Source organism: Arthrobacter sp. P1_D4, from assembly GCF_056406115.1.
Window position 1 is genome coordinate 1 of the sequence record NZ_JBFUAU010000029.1, and the last position, 20,579, is coordinate 20,579.

Sequence of the window (20,579 nt, forward strand, 5' to 3'; positions counted from 1 at the left end):
TGTCGGACCCGCAGCCCCGGCCGCTGCCGGGCCAGCCGGACTGGTCGCAGCCGTCGAACTGGCCGCCGAACCGCTCGCCGTCGCCGCGCCAGGCACCGGCGTCGAATCGGCAGGGGTGCCAGAAGAAATGCCGGCAGAAGTGCCGGTGCTGGTGCCTGCAGCGGATGAGGAATCTGCGCCCGGGCGGCTCTTGTTGCGGTTCAGCAGCCGCCAGACCACAGCGACCACCACGATGATGACAACGAGCCAGACGATCCAGTCCATAGCAGAGCCTTTCAGTCCGTATTCAGCCCATGAGGCATGGTTGCCGATGCTTGACGTTACGTCCGGGCAAAGCCGGCTGTCCACCCTCCCGGCGGCCAAATGCCGGGCATTTCCGGAGCGGATCCCCGGCCCGGTGAGCAACCCGGAACCGGAATCAAACCCGGCCCGGAGTGTAGCCTCACCTCATGGATTTCAAGCGACTTCAGATACTGCGTGAACTCGCCGGCCGCGGGTCCGTAGGCGCCACGGCCGAGGCCATGAAGGTCACGCCATCGGCAGTGTCGCAGCAGCTGAAGACCCTGCAGGAGGAACTGGGCGTCGTCCTGGTGGAGAAATCCGGCAGGGGAGTGCGCCTTACCGAGGCAGGGCTGGCCATGGCCGGCGCCGCCACCGACGTGTCGACGGCCATGGCCCGGGCGGAAGCAACCATCGACACGTACCGGCGCGGCTGGCAGACACGGGTGGTGGCAGCCTTCTTTCCCAGCGCCGCGGAGATGTTCCTGCCGGGCATGCTGCACCGGGTCAAAGCCGTCGAGGGGCTCCGGTTCGAGGCGCACTTCGAGGACCCGGGCGTTGCCGGGTTCGCCGGGCTGACCGCGGACTACGACATCGTCCTGGCGCACAGCGTCGACGGTCCGGAAGTCTTCGGCGGCCAGGGCCTGACGGTGGTGCCGCTGCTGCACGAACCCCTGGACGTGGGGGGGGGGGGGGGGGGGGGGGGGGGGGGGGAGGTGCGGGCCGACTCGCAGGCGGTCCGGGCCCAGCAGTTCCCGGATCTGCGGGTCCTGGAAGCCCTGGTCAGCGCCGGGCACGGGCTGAGCCTGCTGCCGCGGTACACGGCGGTCGGCAACCAGGGCCGGGGGTTCGTCCTGCGACCGCTCGAGGGCGTGAAGGCCAGCCGGAGCATCGTGGCGCTGGCCCGTCCGGACGTCGCGGCCCGGACCACCATCCAGCAGGTCCTGGCGATGCTCAAGGCCGAGGCCCAAGGTGTCGCCGAGGCCCCGGAACTGCGTGACGCGGCTCACCGGGCCTAGGTCAAAGGGGGCCCCGGTTTCATGATGTGAGACGAGAGTCCACTATTTGATCGAAATATTCCCGGTTTTCCGCTTAACGCTCCGTTCTTGGGTCGTTGGCGCCTGTGGCAGAGCCCTAGACTTTGAGCCATGAGTCAGGACACCCAAACAGCAGCAGACACCAAGCCGGACATCAAGCCCCGCAGCCGGGTCGTTACCGATGGAATCCACGCCGCCCCCGCGCGCGGCATGTTCCGGGCGGTCGGCATGGGCGACGACGACTTCGCCAAGCCGCAGATCGGCGTGGCGAGCTCGTGGAACGAGATCACCCCCTGCAACCTTTCGTTGAACCGGCTCGCCCAGGGCGCCAAGGAAGGCGTCCACGCCGGCGGCGGGTTCCCCATGCAGTTCGGCACCATCTCCGTCTCGGACGGCATCTCCATGGGCCACGAGGGCATGCACTTCTCCCTGGTGTCCCGCGAAGTCATCGCCGACTCCGTCGAGACGGTCATGCAGGCCGAGCGGATCGACGGCTCTGTGCTCCTGGCCGGCTGCGACAAGTCGCTGCCGGGCATGCTGATGGCCGCTGCCCGCCTGGACCTGGCCGCCGTGTTCCTCTACGCCGGCTCCATCATGCCCGGCTGGGTCAAGCTCGAGGACGGCTCCGAAAAGGAAGTCACCCTCATCGACGCGTTTGAGGCCGTCGGTGCGTGCGCCGCCGGCAAGATGAGCCGCGAGGACCTGGACCGCATCGAAAAGGCAATCTGCCCGGGTGAGGGCGCCTGCGGCGGCATGTATACCGCCAACACCATGGCCTGCATCGGCGAGGCCCTGGGCATGTCCCTGCCCGGCTCCGCCGCACCGCCCTCCGCGGACCGCCGCCGCGACGCCTTTGCGCACAAGTCCGGCGAAGCCGTGGTCAACCTCCTGCGCCTGGGCATCACTGCCCGCGACATCATGACGCGCAAGGCGTTCGAGAACGCGATCGCCGTCACGATGGCCTTCGGCGGTTCCACCAACGCCGTGCTGCACCTGCTCGCGATCGCCCGCGAAGCCGAGGTGGAGCTGACGCTGGAGGACTTCAACCGGATTGGCGACAAGATCCCGCACCTGGGCGACCTCAAGCCCTTCGGCCGCTACGTGATGACCGACGTCGACAAGATCGGCGGCGTGCCGGTGATCATGAAGGCACTGCTCGACGCCGGCCTGCTGCACGGTGACTGCCTCACCGTCACCGGCAAGACCGTGGCCGAGAACCTCGCCGCGATCAACCCGCCGGACCTGGACGGCAAGATCCTGCGCGCACTGGACAACCCGATCCACAAGACCGGCGGCATCACCATCCTGCACGGCTCGATGGCCCCGGAAGGCGCCGTCGTCAAGAGCGCCGGTTTCGACGCCGACGTCTTCGAGGGCACGGCCCGCGTGTTCGAACGCGAACAGGGCGCGCTCGATGCCCTGGACAAGGGTGAAATCCACAAGGGCGACGTCGTTGTGATCCGCTACGAAGGCCCCAAGGGCGGCCCCGGCATGCGCGAGATGCTCGCCATCACCGGCGCCATCAAGGGCGCGGGCCTGGGCAAGGACGTCCTGCTGCTGACCGACGGACGGTTCTCCGGCGGAACCACCGGCCTGTGCATCGGCCACGTCGCGCCGGAAGCCGTCGACGGCGGCCCCATCGCGTTCGTCAAGGACGGCGACCAGATCCGCGTGGACATCGCGGCGCGCACCTTCGACCTCCTGGTCGACGGCGCCGAGCTCGAGGCCCGCAAGGTCGGCTGGGAGCCGCTCCCGGCCAAGTTCACGAAGGGCGTGCTCGCCAAGTACGCCAAGCTCGTCCACAGCGCCTCCACGGGCGCATACTGCGGGTAGTGCCTTCCCTGGGTGGGGGGGGGGGGGAGCCACTGAATTTGAGTGCACTGCAGTCGAGAGCGCTGCAGGTGTTTCCGTCGTACTTACCAAGCGCGTGGCTCAATAGCCTTCACTGGTAACGAACCGTCACGCGCAACCCCTCGAAGAGCCCGCCGGCTGAGGGGTTTTTTTATTTCCCGCAGCACCAGCCGCACCACCAGAACAAAAACAGTAGTTCCACGATCACCGAAGATCCACAAAGGAAGAGTCCGATGAGCAAAGGATCGCCGATCAGCCCCTCGCTGATGGCCACCAAGTCCACTGGAGCCCACAAGGCTCCGGAACGCGTCGAACGTCCGGCTGACGCCGGCGTCGACTCTGCTGCCGTCTCTCCTGTCCTCGGACCGAACAACGTCGTACCCCCGACGGTCATGACCGGTTCGCAAGCAATTGTCCGCTCGCTCGAAGAACTCGGCGTCCAGGACATTTTCGGTTTGCCCGGTGGCGCGATCCTGCCCACCTACGACCCCTTGATGGCTTCCAAAATGAACCACGTTTTGGTCCGTCACGAACAGGGAGCCGGCCACGCCGCGCAAGGCTACGCCATGGTTACCGGACGGGTTGGCGTCTGCATCGCCACCTCGGGCCCGGGTGCCACCAACCTCGTTACCGCCATCATGGACGCCCACATGGACTCCGTGCCGATAGTGGCCATTACCGGCCAGGTCTCCAGCGGGGTGATCGGCACCGACGCATTCCAGGAAGCGGACATCGTCGGGATCACCATGCCGATCACGAAGCACTCCTTCCTGGTCACGGACCCCAACGACATCCCGCATGTGATGGCCGAGGCCTTCCACCTGGCGTCCACCGGACGCCCGGGCCCGGTCCTCGTGGATGTCGCCAAGGACGCCCAGCAGGGCCAGATGACGTTCTCCTGGCCGCCCAAGATCGATCTCCCGGGATACCGGCCGGTGGTGCGCGGCCACAGCAAGCAGGTCCGCGAAGCCGCCCGGCTCATTTCCGGTGCCAGCAAGCCCGTGCTCTACGTCGGCGGGGGAGTGGTCAAGGCCCACGCCTCGGCCGAGCTGCGTGAACTGGCCGAGCTGACCGGCGCCCCCGTGGTGACCACCCTGATGGCGCGGGGCGTGTTCCCGGACTCCCACCCGCAGCACGTGGGCATGCCGGGCATGCACGGCACGGTTTCCGCCGTGACAGCCCTGCAGCAGTCGGACCTGCTGATCACCCTGGGCGCCCGGTTCGATGACCGCGTGACCGGCATCCTGAAGTCCTTCGCCCCGAACGCCAAGGTCATCCACGCCGACATCGATCCGGCGGAAATCTCCAAGAACCGCACGGCCGACGTCCCGATTGTCGGCTCGGTCAAGGAGATCATCCCGGAGCTGACCGAGGCCCTGCGCCTGCAGTTCGAAGCCTTCGGCACCCCGGACCTGACCACCTGGTGGGCCTTCCTTAACAACCTCAAGGAAACCTACCCGCTCGGCTGGACCGAACCCGAGGACGGCCTCAGCGCCCCGCAGCGCGTCATCGAACGCATCGGCGCCCTGACCGGTCCCGAGGGCGTCTATGTTGCCGGCGTCGGACAGCACCAGATGTGGGCCTCGCAGTTCATCAAGTACGAACGCCCGCACGCCTGGCTCAACTCCGGCGGCGCCGGCACCATGGGCTACGCCGTGCCGGCGGCCATGGGCGCCAAGGTGGGCGAACCGGACCGCGTGGTCTGGGCGATCGACGGCGACGGCTGCTTCCAGATGACCAACCAGGAACTGGCCACCTGCGCGATCAACAAGATCCCCATCAAGGTCGCCATCATCAACAACTCCTCCCTGGGCATGGTCCGGCAGTGGCAGACCCTCTTCTACGAGGGCCGCTACTCCAACACCGACCTCAACACCGGCCACGACACAGTCCGCATCCCGGACTTCGTCAAGCTGGCGGACGCCTACGGCTGCGCTGCCTTCCGGTGCGAACGCGACGAGGACATCGACGCGACCATCCAGAAGGCGCTGGAGATCAACGACCGCCCGGTGGTCATCGACTTCGTCGTGAGCCCCAACTCGATGGTGTGGCCGATGGTCCCCGCGGGGGTCAGCAACGACCAGATCCAGGTTGCCCGCAACATGACCCCGGAATGGGAAGAGGAGGACTGAACATGACCCGCCACACATTGTCCGTTCTGGTCGAAGACAAGCCCGGTGTGCTGACCCGCGTCGCCAGCCTCTTCGCCCGCCGGGCCTTCAACATCAATTCCCTGGCCGTCGGCCCCACCGAGGTCCCGGGCATGTCCCGGATGACCGTGGTGGTCGACGCCGATGGCGAGCTGATCGAACAGGTCACGAAGCAGCTGAACAAGCTGGTCAACGTGATCAAGATCGTCGAGCTCACCTCCGAATCTTCCGTACAGCGTGACCACATCCTGGTCAAGGTACGTGCGGATGCCGCAACACGCCTGCAGGTCACCCAGGCTGCAGACCTGTTCCGCGCTTCAGTGGTCGACGTCTCCACAGAGTCGGTGGTCATTGAGGCAACGGGCCACCCCGAGAAACTCACAGCACTCTTGTCAGTGCTTGAGCCATTCGGCATCCGCGAAATCGTGCAGTCCGGCACCTTGGCCGTTGGGCGGGGATCCCGCTCCATGAGTGACAGGGCCCTCCGCAGCGCGTAACACCGCCGGAGCCGCCCCGTTGTACCGCAGCACCACAGACAATATCTACGAAGAATCCACTCAAAAGGAGACACCCCAGTGACTGAAATGTTTTACGACGACGACGCCGACCTGTCGATCATCCAGGGCCGCACCGTCGCCGTCATCGGTTACGGCTCCCAGGGCCACGCCCACGCCCTCAGCCTCCGCGATTCCGGCGTTGACGTCCGCGTCGGCCTGAAGGAAGGCTCGAAGTCCCGCGCCAAGGCCGAGGCCGAGGGCCTGCGGGTCCTGAACGTTGCCGACGCCGTCGCCGAGGCCGACCTCATCATGGTCCTGACCCCGGACCAGGTCCAGCGCCACGTCTACGCCGAGGACATCGCCCCGAACCTGCAGCCGGGCGACGCCCTGTTCTTCGGCCACGGCTTCAACATCCGCTACGGCTACATCCAGCCCCCGGCCGACGTCGACGTCGCCCTCGTCGCCCCCAAGGGCCCGGGCCACATCGTGCGCCGCGAGTTCGAAGCCGGCCGCGGCGTGCCGGACCTGATCGCCGTCGAGCAGAACCCGTCCGGCAAGGCCAAGGAACTGGCCCTCTCCTACGCCAAGGCGATCGGCGGCACCCGTGCGGGCGTCATCGAGACCACCTTCACCGAAGAGACCGAAACCGACCTCTTCGGCGAGCAGGCTGTCCTCTGCGGCGGCGCCTCGCAGCTGATCCAGTACGGCTTCGAAACCCTCACCGAGGCCGGCTACAAGCCCGAGGTCGCCTACTTCGAGGTGCTGCACGAGCTCAAGCTGATCGTCGACCTCATGGTCGAGGGCGGCATCGCCAAGCAGCGCTGGAGCGTCTCGGACACCGCGGAATACGGCGACTACGTCTCCGGCCCCCGCGTCATCACCCCGCAGGTGAAGGAAAACATGAAGGCTGTCCTCGCGGACATCCAGGACGGCACCTTCGCCAAGCGCTTCATCGACGACCAGGACGCCGGCGCGCCGGAGTTCAAGGCGCTGCGCAAGAAGGGTGAAGACCACCCGATCGAGGCCACCGGCCGCGAACTGCGCAAGCTGTTCTCCTGGATCAAGAACGAAGACGACTACACCGAAGGGTCAGTCGCCCGCTAGGCATTGCCCGGCAGGGGAGCCGGACACCACATCCTGGGGTCCGGCTTCCCTGCTGTCCAGCACCACCCGATTCACCAAAATCCCCACCAGATACATAAGAGAGCTAAAGAGGTCACCGGTGACAAGCACCAAACCTGTCGTACTCCTCGCTGAGGAACTTTCGCCCGCCACAGTCGAGGCCCTCGGCCCGGACTTTGAAATCCGCCAGACTGACGGCTCCGACCGTTCCCAGCTGCTCTCCGCGATCGCCGACGTCGACGCGATCCTGGTCCGCTCCGCCACCCAGCTGGACGCCGAGGCCATCGCCGCCGCCAAGAACCTCAAGGTCATCGCCCGCGCCGGCGTCGGCCTGGACAACGTGGACATCAAGGCGGCCACCCAGGCCGGCGTCATGGTGGTCAACGCGCCGACCTCCAACATCGTCTCCGCCGCCGAACTGACCGTCGGGCACATCCTGAGCCTCGCCCGCCACATCCCGCAGGCCAGCTCCGCCCTCAAGGACGGGGAGTGGAAGCGCTCCAAGTACACCGGCATCGAGCTCTTCGAGAAGAAGATCGGCATCATCGGCCTGGGCCGGATCGGCGCCCTGGTCGCGGCCCGCCTGAAGGGCTTCGACACCAAGATCCTCGCGTACGACCCCTACATCACCTCCGCCCGGGCCGCCCAGCTCGGCGTGCAGCTGGTGACGCTCGACGAGCTCCTGGCCCAGTCGGACTTCATCACCATCCACATGCCCAAGACCCCGGAAACCGTCGGCATGCTCGGCGCCGAGGCGTTCAAGAAGATGAAGAGCACGGCGTACGTCGTCAACGTCGCCCGCGGCGGCCTGGTGGACGAGGAAGCCCTCTACACCGCGCTGCAGGCCGGTGACATCGCCGGCGCCGGCGTCGACGTCTTCTCCAAGGAACCCAGCACCGACCTGCCGTTCTTCAAACTCGACAACGTCGTGGTGACCCCGCACCTGGGCGCCTCCACCGACGAGGCCCAGGAGAAGGCCGGCGTCTCCGTCGCCAAGTCCGTCCGCCTGGCTCTGGCCGGCGAACTGGTCCCCGACGCCGTCAACGTCGCCGGCGGTGTCATCGCCCCGGACGTCCGCCCCGGCATCCCGCTGATGGAAAAGCTGGGCCGCATCTTCACCGCGCTGACCCATGCCTCCCTCACCCAGTTCGACGTCGAGGTGGCCGGCGAGATCTCCTCGCTCGATGTCAAGGTCCTGGAACTCGCGGCGCTCAAGGGCATCTTCGCCGACGTCGTGACCGAGCAGGTCTCCTACGTCAACGCACCCGTCATCGCCGAGCAGCGCGGCATAAACGTCCGCCTCATCACGACGCCGGACACCGAGTCGTACCGCAACGTCCTGACCCTGCGCGGCGCCCTCAGCGACGGCAGCCAGATCTCCGTCGCCGGAACCCTGACGGGCCCGAAGCAGATCCAGAAACTGGTCGGCGTCAACGGCTACGAGGTGGAAATCCCGATCAGCGAACACCTCGTGGTGGTTGCCTACTCGGACCGCCCCGGCGTGATCGGCACGATCGGCCACATCCTGGGCATGAACAACATCAACATCGCCGGCATGCAGGTGGCACGCCAGACGGAAGGCGGCCAGGTGCTTGCCCTGCTGACCATCGACAGCTCCGTGCCCCAGCAGGTCCTTGACGCGATCAAGGCCGGGATCGGCGCTGACATGGTCCGCGAGGTTGACCTCGAGGACTGAAATCCTCCCCGCGTGGCCCCSGCGGCGGCATGACCGCCGCCGGCGGCCACGAGAGGCCGGCCGGTCTGCGTACAATGGCTAGGACCGAATTTCGGGTCTTGGCCGGCAGACCGGCCTTTACTTTTGCACGCCCGGCACGGGGCGCCTTCACTTCCTCAGGAAATGAACTGCGGCGTGCGCACGCAATCCAGCTTTCAGGAGCCCAATGAACGCCGTCCAGAGGTTCATCAGAAGCAGAGTGCTTTTGCTGACCGCGTCCATTTTGATCGTGGCCATGTGCCTGTCCGTGCTCGTCCAGGGTCAGTCCCAGGCGGCGCTGAGCAGGACCGTGGACCAAAACTCCCGGGGGCTCTATGACGTCCTGGTGCAGGCCAAGGCGAAGGATAACGGCGGCCTGATGCAGCCCGACATCGCCACCGGCCAGGGCGGCATCAGCTTCGAGCAGCTGGATTCGATCCGCAAGCTCACCGGCACCTCTGTGGCCGCACCCATCAGCCTGGTCTCGCGCGTGACGCAGAACCTGGAGTCGCCGCGGCTGGACGCCACCGACTACCTGGGCTTCAACGCGGGCCTCGCGGGCACCTCCGGCGACCCGACCGCCACGGATCCGAGCAAGTGGCCGGCCGCGGAATCGGTACTGAGCGACACGCCGAAGAAATACCGCCTCACGGCCAGTGCCGTCAGCTCCGACGGCCACTCCGACCAGACCCTGTTCAAGACCACGGCCGAGGGCTCCCTCGGCAAGGCGAAGCTGGTCGAGGAACAGGTTGAGGGCGGCAAGAACGTCCGCATCCAGGGCCCGGACGGCGAGACCGGCATCAAGTTCCCCACCCCGGCCGGCGGCTCCGAGCACAACCTCTTCAACCTCTCCGTTTCCCTGCCGATGGCTCCGCAGGTGACCGAGTCCGTCGTCGCCGTCGACCCCGTCTCCGAACGCGCGCTGCTCGGCACGGCCGGTGACTTCCTGTCCCCGCTGGAGAAAGCCCCGCCCGCGGACGCACGCAACGCCGGCGCGATCGGCCGGCACTTCGAGAGCCTCTTCACCAACGGCATCAGCATGGATGAACTAAAGGAAGGCCCAGACTTCCTCGGCGTCAAGCTCAAGTACTGGGCACCGCTGATGACCCAGTACCAGCAGGCCAAGCGCGACGGCCAGCTCACCGACGATTCGCAGGCCATCCCGCTGATCGTGCGCTCGGGCACCGCCCTGGACCTGAAGTACTCGGTCAAAATCGAGGAAATCGACGACTCCGGCAACGTCACCAAGGACGTCGGCACCGTGACCCGCTCGCTGGACAAGGACTACCTGCCGTTCGTTTCCAAGTCCCCGTTCGCCCTCGCCTGGCCCGGGTCCAAAGATCTCTCCCAGCTCATGGGTGACACCGGATCCTTCAGCCAGGGCCTCTACAACCCGGCCACCTGGACCACCAACTTCGCCGCCGCCCCGGCGTATAAGGACGGCGAAACAGCCGCCAACGGCGCCGTTGACAAGAGCGCCACGCCCGGTGACTGGGTCACCGTGAACCGGCTGCCGGACAAGGCCGCCAACGGCGAAGCCGTCGACCAGACCCAGCGCGAGCCGGTAGACGAGCGCTCCTACCGCCAGAACCTCGAAACCGGCAAGAAGCTGGCCACGCCGCTGGCCATGGTCTACGGCACCTTCGACGCCGCGAACGTCAAGGAAGCTGCCGGCGACGTCAACCGGCTGCCCCTGGGCGGCTATGACCCCGCGCCGTTCACCCTGACTAAAGACGCGTCGGGCAAGGACGTCAACACCGAACTCAAGCCCTCGCTGAGCGCCACGGGGCTGGTCAGCCAGTCCGCCGGAGCCATCACGGACTATTACGGCCTCGCCGCCGCCCGCGGCTACGATGCGAACGCCAACGTGATCGACGCCGTCCGGGTCCGCGCCAAGGTTCCGGGCAGCTGGAAGCAGGCGCAGCCCGAGGTGGAGAAGCTCGCCAACGAGATCCGCGACATGGGCCTGCAGGCCACCGTGGTGGCCGGTTCGGCCCGCGAAGACGCCAGCATCGCCGTTCCCGGCTACTCCAAGGACGACGCCGGCAAGGAATCGCCGCTGGGCACCGTGCAGCAGTCGTGGGTCCGCCAGGACGCCGCGGACGCCGTGTCCGGCTCGCTGACCGCCACGAACCTGACCCTGCTGTTCCTGACCCTCTGCGGTGCTGCCCTCCTGACCGGAGCCTCCACCGTCAGCTACATCCGCAAACGGCGCAGCGAGGCCGGTACTTTGCGCGCCATGGGCTGGACCCAGCGCAAGATCCGTTCCTGGGTGCTGGCCGAATTCGGCGTCGGCGCCGCGCTGCTTGCCGTCGTCGGTGTCGTCCTGAGCCTGATCAGCTGGAGCACCGCCACCGCGGTGGTCTCGGCGTCGGTCCTGGTGCTGTACGCCGGTGCCGCGTTCGTCGCGGCGCAGCAGCTGCGCCACCGCGACGTCGTGGACCAGGAGCCGCAACACGATGAACGGCTCATGGCGGTCGATTCCCCGCTGACCTTCGCCAACCGGCAGCTGAGCACCAACAAGTTCAACACCATCTCCCTGGCTGTTGCCGTCGGTGTCTTCGCCGCGGCCGTCGGCGGACTCGTCGCCCTGCTGATCGATATTCCGCGGGCCGCCGGCGCCAGCGCCCTCAGCGGGCTGGCCGCGGCGAGCATCGCCCTGCCCAGCATCATCTTGGGCGTGTCCGGTGTTGCCGTCGGGCTGCTGCTGACCATGGTCACCGGCCGCTTCGAGCTGCAGGCCAAGCGCCAGTACCTCGGCACGCTGCGGGCCATGGGCTGGAACCCGGACATGCTGGGCCAGGTCCGCTTCTTTGAAAACGCCATGGTGGGAACCGTCGCGCTGCCGCTGGGTGTTGTGGGCGCCCTCGGCATCGGCCTCCTCCTGGCCCCTTATGCCGCGCTGTGGGCCGCAATTGCCGGTCTCGTAGCTGTACTTTGCTGGATTCCGATTGCAACGAAAGTGGTCCAATGACTAACGAGCTGAACCTTGACCGGGAGGCACACGACCGGATGACCGCCAGCACCCGTCGCGGTGCGCACAAGACCCGCGCCAACACGATCGTGAAGGCCACGGACCACGCCACCCCGCTGGAACTGAGCAACATCACCATCCATTACGGCGGCGGCAAGGGCGGTGCCGAGGCCGTCAACGTCGTGGACGACTTCAACATGACGCTGCATGCCGGCGAAATGCACTGCGTCGCGGGCCGCTCCGGCTCGGGCAAGACCAGCATCCTGACCGTCGGCGCGGGACTGACCCTGCCGACGTCGGGCCGGGTGTTCTGGGAAGGTGACTCGCTCGAGACCATGGGCGACGACGAGATCGCCGACCGCCGCCGGGCCCTGATCGGCTACGTCGACCAGGGCGGTGCCCTGATCGACGGGATGAGCGCGCTCGAGAACGTCCTGCTGCCGGCCGTGCCGGACGGCGAGGTCCAGAAGCGCCGCGACATGGCGAAGGACCTCCTGGACCTCGTGGGCCTGGGCCGGCGCATGCGCCACCGCCCGGCGCAGCTTTCCGGCGGTGAACGCCAGCGCGTCGCAATCGCCCGGGCGCTCATTCTCGGCACCCGCGTCCTGGTGGTCGACGAGCCCACGGCCAGCCTGGACCGTGCCGCGGCCAACCGCATCATCAGCATCCTCAAGGACACCACCTCGGACGGCATTGCCGTGCTGGTGGCTTCACATGACCACGAACTGGTCCGCCAGAGCGATACCCTCACAGAACTGATCTAGATTTAGACCGTGACTTCAACTGACCAGACCCCGTTCTACATCACCACGGCCATCACGTACCCCAACGGGGTGCCGCACATCGGCCATGCGTACGAGTACATCGCCACCGATGCGATGGCCCGGTTCAAGCGCCTGGACGGGTACGACGTCTTCTTCCTGACCGGCACTGACGAGCACGGCATGAAGATCGCCCAGACCGCCGAGAAGGAAGGGCTGGCGCCCAAGGAACTGGTGGACCGGAACGCCGAAATCTACAAGGCGGCGCACGCGGCCCTCGGGGTCTCGTACGACCGTTTCATCCGCACCACGGACGCCGACCACTACGCGGCGTCGCAGGCCATCTGGAAGAAGATGGAAGCCAACGGGGACATCTACCTGTCCAAGTACGAAGGCTGGTACTCGGTCCGCGACGAGGCGTTCTACGTCGAGGACGAGACCGTGGTCAAGGACGACGGGATCCGCTACTCGCGCGAATCCGACACCGAGGTCACCTGGACGGCCGAGGAGAGCTACTTCTTCCGGCTCTCCGCCTATCAGGACAAACTGCTGGCGCTCTACCAGGCCCACCCGGAATTCGGCGCCCCGCAGTCCCGCTTCAACGAGGTCATCAGCTTCGTCCGGCGCGGTCTGGAGGATCTCTCCATCAGCCGCACCACGTTCGACTGGGGCGTTCCCGTGCCCGGCAACGACAAGCACGTCATGTACGTGTGGGTCGATGCGCTGACCAACTACCTCACCGGGGTCGGCTACCCGGACGTCGACTCGGACTCCTTTAAGAAGTTCTGGCCGGCCGACGTGCACGTGATCGGCAAGGACATCTCCCGCTTCCACGCCATCTACTGGCCGGCGTTCCTCATGAGCGCCGGACTGGAGCTGCCGAAGCGGATCATCATCCACGGCTTCCTGCAGAACAACGGCGTCAAGATGTCCAAGTCGCTGGGCAACGTGGTGGCCCCCTCGGACTTCGTGGCCCAGTACGGCCTGGACCAGGTCCGCTACTTCTTCCTGCGCGAGGTCCCCTTCGGCGCGGACGGCAACTACAACCACGAGGCAATCGTGGGCCGGATGAATTCCGACCTCGCCAACAACTTCGGCAACCTGGCCCAGCGGTCGCTGTCCATGGTGGCCAAGAACTGCGAGGGCCGCGTGCCCGCGCCCGGCGCATTTTCCGCCGAGGACACCGCGATTCTGGCCCAGGCCAACGGACTGCTGGACGCCGCCCGGGCCGCGTTCGAGAAGCAGGAGTTCAGCCGCGCACTGGAGGCCATCTGGGCTGTCCTGGGGGACACCAACGCCTACTTCGCCGAGCAGGCCCCGTGGGTGCTGCGCAAGACCGACGTCGAACGCATGAACACGGTGCTCTACGTGACGCTCGAGGTGCTGCGGATCGTCGCGATCCTGGCCCAGCCGGTCATGCCGGTGGCGACGGCGGCGATCCTGCACACGCTCGGCCAGCCCGAGGGCGGGGCGCGCCAGTTCTCGGCCCTGGGCACTCCGATCGCCGCCGGCACGGAACTGCCCGCCCCGGCCCCGGTGTTCCCGAAGTACGAGGAACCCGCCGAAGCCTGAGCCCCCCACCCGGACGCTCCCGCAGATCCGGCGGCGTTTCGAGTGACGCTCCCGCACTTCCGTTTCGGAAGTGCGGGAGCGTTTCGTCTTTTCCTGCCGAAAGTGAGGGAGCGCCCGTAGGGGTGGCCGAATAGTGAGACAAGTTGACCAGAATGTGGATCACTTGGCTACCCTGAAAATATGAGCGCATCCACGATTGATCTGGCAGTCATCCCGGGCGACGGCATCGGCCCGGAGGTCACCGCCGAAGCCCTGAAGGTCCTTGAAAAGGCCGCGGCCGCAGAAGGGATCGTGCTCCAGCAGACCCACTACAAGCTGGGTGCGGAGCACTGGCTCGCGACGGGGGAGACCCTGCCCGCGGCCACCCTCGCCGACCTCCGCACGCGCGACGCCATCTTGTTCGGCGCCGTCGGCGCGGCCCCCGGCGACACCCGGATCCCCTCCGGCATCATCGAGCGCGAGCTCCTGCTGAAGCTGCGCTTCAGCCTGGACCACTTCGTCAACCTGCGGCCCTCCCGCCTGTACGCCGGCGTCGGCAGCCCGCTCGCGAACCCCGGCGAGATCGACTTCGTCGTCGTCCGCGAAGGCACCGAGGGCCCCTACGTGGGGAACGGCGGCACGCTGCGCGCCGGCACCCCCCACGAGGTGGCCACCGAGGTGTCCCTGAACACCGCCCACGGCGTGGAGCGCGTGGTCCGCGACGCGTTCCGCCGGGCCAACGACCGCCCCCGCAAGAAGCTCACCCTGGTGCACAAGCACAACGTCCTGGTCTTCGCCGGCCAGCTCTGGAAGCGCACGGTCGAGGCCGTCGCCCAGGAGTTCCCCGACGTCACGCACGACTACCTCCACGTCGACGCCGCCACGATTTTCATGGTCACCGATCCGGCCCGCTTCGACGTGATTGTCACCGACAACCTGTTCGGCGACATCATCACCGACCTCGCGGCGGCCGTGACCGGCGGGATCGGCCTCGCCGCCTCCGGCAACCTCAACATGGACCGCACAGCGCCGTCCATGTTCGAACCGGTCCACGGGTCCGCCCCGGATATCGCCGGCCAGCAGAAGGCCGACCCCACCGCGGCCATCCTCTCCGCGGCGCTCCTGCTCGACCACCTCGGTTTCGCCGGCGCCGCCCGGAAGATCGAGGCGGCCGTCACGGCCGACGTTGAAGCCCGCGACGGCGCCGTCCGCACCACCAGCGCGATCGGCGACGCCATCGCGGCGGCGCTTTAGGCCCGGGCTGCATTTCCTGGACTGCAGGCGACTGCGGACACCGCAAAACCGTGCTGCCAACGGGCGTAAGCTTGTTTCGAATCACCAATATGCTGCCGTGGTCCGAGGGTGAACCACGTTCCCACACCAGGCAGCCGATCGTGGAGGAACCATGACTCAGACTGCCCATGGCGTCGAATTCACCCAGCACCTGTCGGAGACCCCGAAGTCTGCTGAAGAGCGTGCCGCCATCCTGGCAAACCCGGGATTCGGCGACTATTTCACCGACCACACCGCGATTGTGGACTACAGCGTCGACGCCGCCGGCAACGGCGGCTGGCACGACGCGCGCGTTGAGCCCTACGGCCCGATTTCCCTGGACCCGTCCGCCGCCGTGCTGCACTACGGCCAGGAGATCTTCGAGGGCCTCAAGGCCTACCGCCACGCCGACGGCTCGGTCTGGACGTTCCGGCCCGAGGCCAACGCCGCCCGGCTGAACAAGTCCGCCCGGCGCCTGGCCCTGCCCGAACTCCCGGAAGAATACTTCCTCGGCGCCATCCGCGAGCTCGTCGCGGCAGACAAGGACTGGGTCCCTGCCGGCGACGGCGAAGCCCTGTACCTGCGGCCCTTCATGATCGCCACCGAGGCGTTCCTGGGCGTGCGGGCAGCGCGGGAGGTCTCCTTCCGCGTGATCGCCTCCCCGGCCGGCAACTACTTCGGCGGCGAACTCAAGCCCGTCTCCATCTGGATCTCGCGCGAATACGCCCGCGCCGGCCGCGGCGGAACAGGCGCCGCCAAGTGCGGCGGCAACTACGCTGCCTCGCTGATCGCCCAGCAGGAGGCCGAGGCCAACGGCTGCAAGCAGGTTCTCTTCCTGGACCAGTTCAACGACAACGCCGTCGAGGAACTCGGCGGCATGAACGTCTTCTTCGTCATGAAGGACGGCTCGCTCGTCACACCCGCGCTCTCCGGCACCATCCTGGAGGGGATCACCCGGATGTCCGTGATCCAGGTGGCCCGGGACATGGGCCGGGAAGTCACCGAACGCAAGATCACCCTGCATGAGTGGCGCGACGGTGTTGCCTCCGGAGACATTGCCGAGGTCTTCGCCTGCGGCACCGCCGCGGTCATCACCCCCATCGGTGTGCTCAAGGACGCCACCGAGTTCATCGGTTCCGAGGACGCCAAGGCGGGGGAGACCACCCTGGCCATCCGCGCCCAGCTGCTCGGGATCCAGACCGGCACCGTGGAGGACACCCACGGCTGGCTGACCCGGCTGGCATAGCCACAGAACGTCTAAGTGCTCGACGGCGGTCCCCACCTTCGGGTGAGGGCCGCCGTCGGCGTCTGTGGTCCCGGGCTGAAGCCATCGACGCCCGATTCAATGCAAGGATGGGTCCGTGACCTCCGAGACATCCCGCGGCATTGTCCGCAGCAGTGAGCTGACCCGGTTCCGCCTCGCCCCGAATCCGGGCCCCATGAGCCTGGACGGAACCAACTCCTATCTCATTGCCGCCCAGGGGGCGGCGGCCAGGGTCGCCGTCGACCCCGGGCCCCTCGACGAGCCGCACCTGCAGGCGCTGGCCGGCGAGGGACCGGTCGAACTCATCCTGATCACGCACCGGCACGCGGACCACACCGCGGCCGCCGAGCGGTTTTCGGCCTTGACGGGCGCACCGGTCCGGGCCGCGGACCCCGCCCACTGCCACGGCGCACCCCCGCTGCAGGACGGCGAAACCATCCGGGCGGCCGGAACTGACATCCGGGTTCTGGCGACGCCGGGCCACACCTCGGATTCGCTGTGCTTCCACCTGCCGCAGGACGGCCCGCACGGCTCCGTGCTGACCGGGGACACGATTCTGGGCTCCGGAACCACGGTGCTGGACTACCCCGACGGCACCCTCCGGGACTACCTCGACTCGCTGGACCGGCTCGAACGCCTCGGGCCGGCCACGGTGCTGCCGGCCCACGGCCCGGTGCTGCCGGCCCTGGACGCCGTCGCCCGCGCCTACCGGGACCACCGGCGGGGCCGGCTCGAACAGGTCCGGGCAGCCCTCGCGGCCCTGGGCGCCGACGCCGGCGCCGGCGCCGATGTCCGAGCCGTCACGGACGCCGTGTACACCGACGTCGACCCCTCCGTCCGCCGCGCCGCGGAGCTCTCCGTCGCCGCGCAGCTGGACTACCTGCGCACTGAGGGGACGGTAGGCTAGGAACCATGCGTATCGCCCGGTTTGTAGTCGATTCTGATCCCCTCTACGGCATCGTGGAAGGTGAGCCCGGCAGTGAGGAAGTCACTGTCATCAAGGGCGACCCCTTCTTCCACGGCGTGGAACGAACCCCCATGAAGCACAAGCTGGAGGACGTCCGCCTGCTGGCGCCGATCATCCCGCGCAGCAAGGTGATCGGGGTTGGCCGCAACTTCGCGGAGCACGCCCGGGAACTCGGCAACGAGGTCCCGGCGCAGCCCCTGCTGTTCCTCAAGCCCAACACGTCCGTGATCGGGCCCAACGATCCCATTGTCCTGCCGGAATTCTCCGAGGACGTCTCCTTCGAGGCCGAGCTGTGCGTCGTCATTGGCCGGATCTGCAAGGACGTGCCCGAGGACCGGGTCGATGATGTGATCTTCGGCTACACCTGCGGCAACGACCTCACCGCCCGCGACGTCCAGAAGACGGACCTGCAGTGGGCCCGGGCCAAGGGCTTTGACACCTCGGCCCCGCTCGGGCCGTGGATTGAAACCGAGCTCGACACCGAGGACCTGCAGATCCAGGGCCGGCTCAATGGCGAACTGCGCCAGGACGGCAGCACGAACCAGATGATCCGCGGCGTCCGGGAGCTCGTCTCCATCGTCTCGCAGGCCTTTACCCTGCTGCCGGGCGACGTCATCATGACCGGTACCCCGGCCGGCGTCGGCGCCGTGCAGGCAGGCGACCGCTATGAGGTCGAGATCGAGGGCATCGGACGGCTCTCCAACCCGGTGGTCCGCCGCTAGAACTGTCCGTCAGGACCAAGAGCTCCGATTTCAGACAGCCGCCCCGTGGATCCACGGGGCGGCTGTCCGTTTCCGTGGCGGTATTTCCCTGGCCGCATTCCGGGCGGGTGGCGCTGGGAGAGATTGGTAATGTTGGTACCACTATGACTACTGCTTCCGCGGCCGACGCCGTTCCCAGCTCCGCCCCTGCTGCCTCCACCGGTGAAGTCACCGCTGACACCCCGGTCCGTGTCCGGTTCTGCCCGTCACCCACGGGCACCCCGCACGTCGGCCTGATCCGCACCGCCCTGTTCAACTGGGCCCACGCCCGGCACACGAAGGGCACCTTTGTGTTCCGGATCGAGGACACGGACGCGGCCCGCGACTCGGAGGAGAGCTACCAGCAGCTGCTCGAGGCCCTCAAATGGCTCGGCATCACCTGGGAAGAGGGCGTGGAAGTCGGCGGCCCGCACGAGCCCTACCGCCAGTCGCAGCGCCTGGACCTCTACAAGGACGTCGTGGCCAAGCTGATCGACGCCGGTTACGCCTACGAGTGCTACTCCTCGCCGGAAGAAGTTGAAGCCCGCCACCGCGCCGCCGGCCGCGACCCGAAGCTCGGCTACGACAACTTCGACCGCGAACTCTCCGAGGACCAGCTCGCCGCGTTCAAGGCCGAGGGCCGCCAGCCCGTGCTGCGCGTCCGGATGCCCGACGAGGACGTCACGTTCACGGACATGGTCCGCGGCGAGATCACCTTCAAGGCCGGCAGCATCCCGGACTACGTCATTGTCCGCGCCGACGGCTCCCCGCTCTACACCCTCGTCAACCCCGTCGACGACGCCCTCATGGGCATCACCCACGTGCTCCGCGGCGAGGACCTGCTCTCCTCCACGCCCCGCCAGGTGGTGCTGATCCAGGCGCTGATGGACATCGGCGTCGCGAGCTACATGCCGGTCTTCGGCCACCTGCCGTACGTCATGGGCGAGGGCAACAAGAAGCTCTCCAAGCGCGACCCCCAGTCCAACCTGTTCCTGCTCCGGGACCGCGGCTTCATCCCCGAGGGCCTGCTGAACTACCTCTCCCTGCTCGGCTGGAGCCTCTCCGCCGACGAGGACATCTTCACGGTGGATCAGCTGATCGAGCACTTCGACGTCAACGACGTGCTGGCCAACCCGGCACGCTTTGACATCAAGAAGGCCGAAGCCATCAACGGCACCCACATCCGCATGCTCGGCGCCGAGGACTTCCGCGGCCGCCTGGTGCCCTACCTGCAGGCCGCCGGCTTCGTCGGGGAGAGCCTCACGGTCCGCGATGAGGAGATCCTGGCCGAGGCCGCACCGCTGATCCAGGAGCGCATCTCGCTGCTGGGCGAGGCCCCCGAAATGATCGCGTTCCTGTTCAAGGCCGACGACGCCATCGACGTCGCAGACGACGCCCGCAAGGGCTTGCCGGAGAACCTCACCGAGGTGCTCGACGCCGCCCTGGCCGCCCTGGAGCCCGTTGCCGACTGGACGGCCGAGAACATCCAGGCCGCCCTGAAGGAAGCCCTCGTGGAAGGCCTCGGCGTCAAGCCGCGCCTGGCGTTCGGCCCGGTCCGCACGGCTGTCTCGGGCCGGCGGATCTCCCCGCCGCTGTTCGAGTCCATGGTCATCTTGGGCAAGGATTCCTCCCTGGCCCGCCTGCGCGCTTTCCGCGGCTGACATGCTGGCAGCGGGCCTGGGCGCAAGCGGTGTCAAAGGGATCCTCTTCGATATAGATGACACCCTGGTGGACCTCGAATTCGCCATGACGACGGCCCTCCGCGACGTCAGCGAGCACCTCCTGCCCGGCCTGGACGAAGCCGGGTGGGAGAGGTTCGGACGGATCTTCACCCATGAAACCACCCACTTCTACGACCGCTACCTGGCCGGCGAGATCACGTTCAATGAACAGCGCCTGCTCCGCGGCCGGGCGGCGCTGGGGTACTTCGGCGTCGAACTTGCCGACGGCGAACAGGCCCACCACTGGGTGAGTAACTACGCGAGCCGCCAGCACGGCTACATCCGGGCGTTCGATGACGTCGGGCCCCTGCTGGACGCCCTGGACGCGGCCGGCATTCCCTACGGCGCCGTGAGCAACAACGTCCACGACTATCAGCGCGTGAAGCTGGACGCGGCCGGACTGGAACGGATTACCGTTCTGGTTGGCACCGACACCGTTGGCGCCGCAAAGCCGGACCCGGCGATCTACCTCGAGGGTGTCCGGCGGATCGGTACTGGTCCCGGCCAAACGCTGTACGTCGGGGACAACCGGCTGCTCGATGCGGAAGGTTCGACGGCGGCCGGCCTCCTCGGCGTCTGGCTGAACCGCGGCGGGGAACCGGCCCCGGGCTTCCTGGGCCGCGAGGTCGGCTCCCTGCTGGACCTGCTGGCGCAGCCCCCGCTGTAACCGGCGCTGCAA

15 protein-coding genes and 1 pseudogene are annotated in these 20,579 nt (G+C 67.4%); 15 read left to right on the forward strand and 1 reads right to left on the reverse strand.

The features are described 5' to 3' along the window. Window positions 1-264: pseudogene (locus AC1D0A_RS21260) on the reverse strand (hypothetical protein); the annotation flags it as partial. A 185-nt stretch (window positions 265-449) separates the two neighbouring features. Here AC1D0A_RS21260 and AC1D0A_RS21265 point away from each other — a divergent pair. The 15 genes from AC1D0A_RS21265 to AC1D0A_RS21335 all read left to right on the forward strand — a co-directional run bounded on the left by AC1D0A_RS21265 (window position 450) and on the right by AC1D0A_RS21335 (window position 20,567). Next, window positions 450-1,298: a LysR family transcriptional regulator gene (locus AC1D0A_RS21265; RefSeq protein WP_476946772.1), complete on the forward strand. Its 849-nt coding sequence runs from the start codon at window positions 450-452 to the stop codon at window positions 1,296-1,298. Between the two features lie 129 nt (window positions 1,299-1,427). Beyond that, window positions 1,428-3,149 carry a dihydroxy-acid dehydratase gene (ilvD, locus tag AC1D0A_RS21270; RefSeq protein ID WP_476946773.1) on the forward strand — a complete coding sequence of 574 codons (1,722 nt, stop codon included), beginning with the start codon at window positions 1,428-1,430 and terminating at the stop codon, window positions 3,147-3,149. A gap of 251 nt (window positions 3,150-3,400) precedes the next feature. After that, window positions 3,401-5,299 carry an acetolactate synthase large subunit gene (locus tag AC1D0A_RS21275; RefSeq protein ID WP_028277928.1) on the forward strand — a complete coding sequence of 633 codons (1,899 nt, stop codon included), beginning with the start codon at window positions 3,401-3,403 and terminating at the stop codon, window positions 5,297-5,299. 2 nt (window positions 5,300-5,301) lie between these two features. Continuing rightward, entirely contained in the window at window positions 5,302-5,814 is a 513-nt protein-coding gene (ilvN, locus tag AC1D0A_RS21280) for an acetolactate synthase small subunit (protein ID WP_018773531.1), read from the forward strand. A 78-nt stretch (window positions 5,815-5,892) separates the two neighbouring features. Next, window positions 5,893-6,918, forward strand: a complete 1,026-nt coding sequence (gene ilvC, locus AC1D0A_RS21285; protein WP_026538933.1) for a ketol-acid reductoisomerase — start codon at window positions 5,893-5,895, stop codon at window positions 6,916-6,918. A 118-nt stretch (window positions 6,919-7,036) separates the two neighbouring features. Continuing rightward, entirely contained in the window at window positions 7,037-8,632 is a 1,596-nt protein-coding gene (gene serA / locus AC1D0A_RS21290) for a phosphoglycerate dehydrogenase (RefSeq protein WP_028277927.1), read from the forward strand. Window positions 8,633-8,837: 205 nt separating this feature from the next. Next, window positions 8,838-11,624 carry an ABC transporter permease gene (locus AC1D0A_RS21295; RefSeq protein WP_476943624.1) on the forward strand — a complete coding sequence of 929 codons (2,787 nt, stop codon included), beginning with the start codon at window positions 8,838-8,840 and terminating at the stop codon, window positions 11,622-11,624. Then, entirely contained in the window at window positions 11,621-12,388 is a 768-nt protein-coding gene (locus AC1D0A_RS21300; RefSeq protein WP_476946774.1) for an ABC transporter ATP-binding protein, read from the forward strand. The genes AC1D0A_RS21295 and AC1D0A_RS21300 overlap by 4 nt, the downstream gene beginning before the upstream one ends. A 9-nt stretch (window positions 12,389-12,397) precedes the next feature. Beyond that, window positions 12,398-13,957 carry a methionine--tRNA ligase gene (metG, locus tag AC1D0A_RS21305; protein ID WP_476946775.1) on the forward strand — a complete coding sequence of 520 codons (1,560 nt, stop codon included), beginning with the start codon at window positions 12,398-12,400 and terminating at the stop codon, window positions 13,955-13,957. Between the two features lie 180 nt (window positions 13,958-14,137). Then, a complete protein-coding gene (locus AC1D0A_RS21310) occupies window positions 14,138-15,190 on the forward strand; it encodes a 3-isopropylmalate dehydrogenase (protein ID WP_459385149.1) in 1,053 nt (350 codons plus the stop codon). A 151-nt stretch (window positions 15,191-15,341) separates the two neighbouring features. Then, window positions 15,342-16,454 carry a branched-chain amino acid aminotransferase gene (locus tag AC1D0A_RS21315; protein ID WP_476943627.1) on the forward strand — a complete coding sequence of 371 codons (1,113 nt, stop codon included), beginning with the start codon at window positions 15,342-15,344 and terminating at the stop codon, window positions 16,452-16,454. Between the two features lie 115 nt (window positions 16,455-16,569). Further along, window positions 16,570-17,379, forward strand: a complete 810-nt coding sequence (locus AC1D0A_RS21320; RefSeq protein ID WP_476946776.1) for an MBL fold metallo-hydrolase — start codon at window positions 16,570-16,572, stop codon at window positions 17,377-17,379. A 5-nt stretch (window positions 17,380-17,384) separates the two neighbouring features. Then, window positions 17,385-18,161 (forward strand): fumarylacetoacetate hydrolase family protein, encoded by a 777-nt coding sequence (locus tag AC1D0A_RS21325; RefSeq protein WP_026538927.1) that lies wholly within the window; start codon window positions 17,385-17,387, stop codon window positions 18,159-18,161. A gap of 143 nt (window positions 18,162-18,304) precedes the next feature. Next, a complete protein-coding gene (gltX, locus tag AC1D0A_RS21330) occupies window positions 18,305-19,840 on the forward strand; it encodes a glutamate--tRNA ligase (RefSeq protein ID WP_476946777.1) in 1,536 nt (511 codons plus the stop codon). A gap of 1 nt (window position 19,841) precedes the next feature. After that, window positions 19,842-20,567 (forward strand): HAD family hydrolase, encoded by a 726-nt coding sequence (locus AC1D0A_RS21335; protein ID WP_476946778.1) that lies wholly within the window; start codon window positions 19,842-19,844, stop codon window positions 20,565-20,567. Window positions 20,568-20,579 lie beyond the last annotated feature (12 nt).

Coding starts and splice junctions, on each gene's coding strand:
- AC1D0A_RS21265 (WP_476946772.1), top strand. CDS start 450: ATGGATTTCAAGCGACTTCAGATACTGCGTGAACTCGCCGGCCGCGGG.
- ilvD (WP_476946773.1), top strand. CDS start 1,428: ATGAGTCAGGACACCCAAACAGCAGCAGACACCAAGCCGGACATCAAG.
- AC1D0A_RS21275 (WP_028277928.1), top strand. CDS start 3,401: ATGAGCAAAGGATCGCCGATCAGCCCCTCGCTGATGGCCACCAAGTCC.
- ilvN (WP_018773531.1), top strand. CDS start 5,302: ATGACCCGCCACACATTGTCCGTTCTGGTCGAAGACAAGCCCGGTGTG.
- AC1D0A_RS21295 (WP_476943624.1), top strand. CDS start 8,838: ATGAACGCCGTCCAGAGGTTCATCAGAAGCAGAGTGCTTTTGCTGACC.
- AC1D0A_RS21300 (WP_476946774.1), top strand. CDS start 11,621: ATGACTAACGAGCTGAACCTTGACCGGGAGGCACACGACCGGATGACC.
- AC1D0A_RS21310 (WP_459385149.1), top strand. CDS start 14,138: ATGAGCGCATCCACGATTGATCTGGCAGTCATCCCGGGCGACGGCATC.
- AC1D0A_RS21315 (WP_476943627.1), top strand. CDS start 15,342: ATGACTCAGACTGCCCATGGCGTCGAATTCACCCAGCACCTGTCGGAG.
- AC1D0A_RS21325 (WP_026538927.1), top strand. CDS start 17,385: ATGCGTATCGCCCGGTTTGTAGTCGATTCTGATCCCCTCTACGGCATC.
- gltX (WP_476946777.1), top strand. CDS start 18,305: ATGACTACTGCTTCCGCGGCCGACGCCGTTCCCAGCTCCGCCCCTGCT.
- AC1D0A_RS21335 (WP_476946778.1), top strand. CDS start 19,842: ATGCTGGCAGCGGGCCTGGGCGCAAGCGGTGTCAAAGGGATCCTCTTC.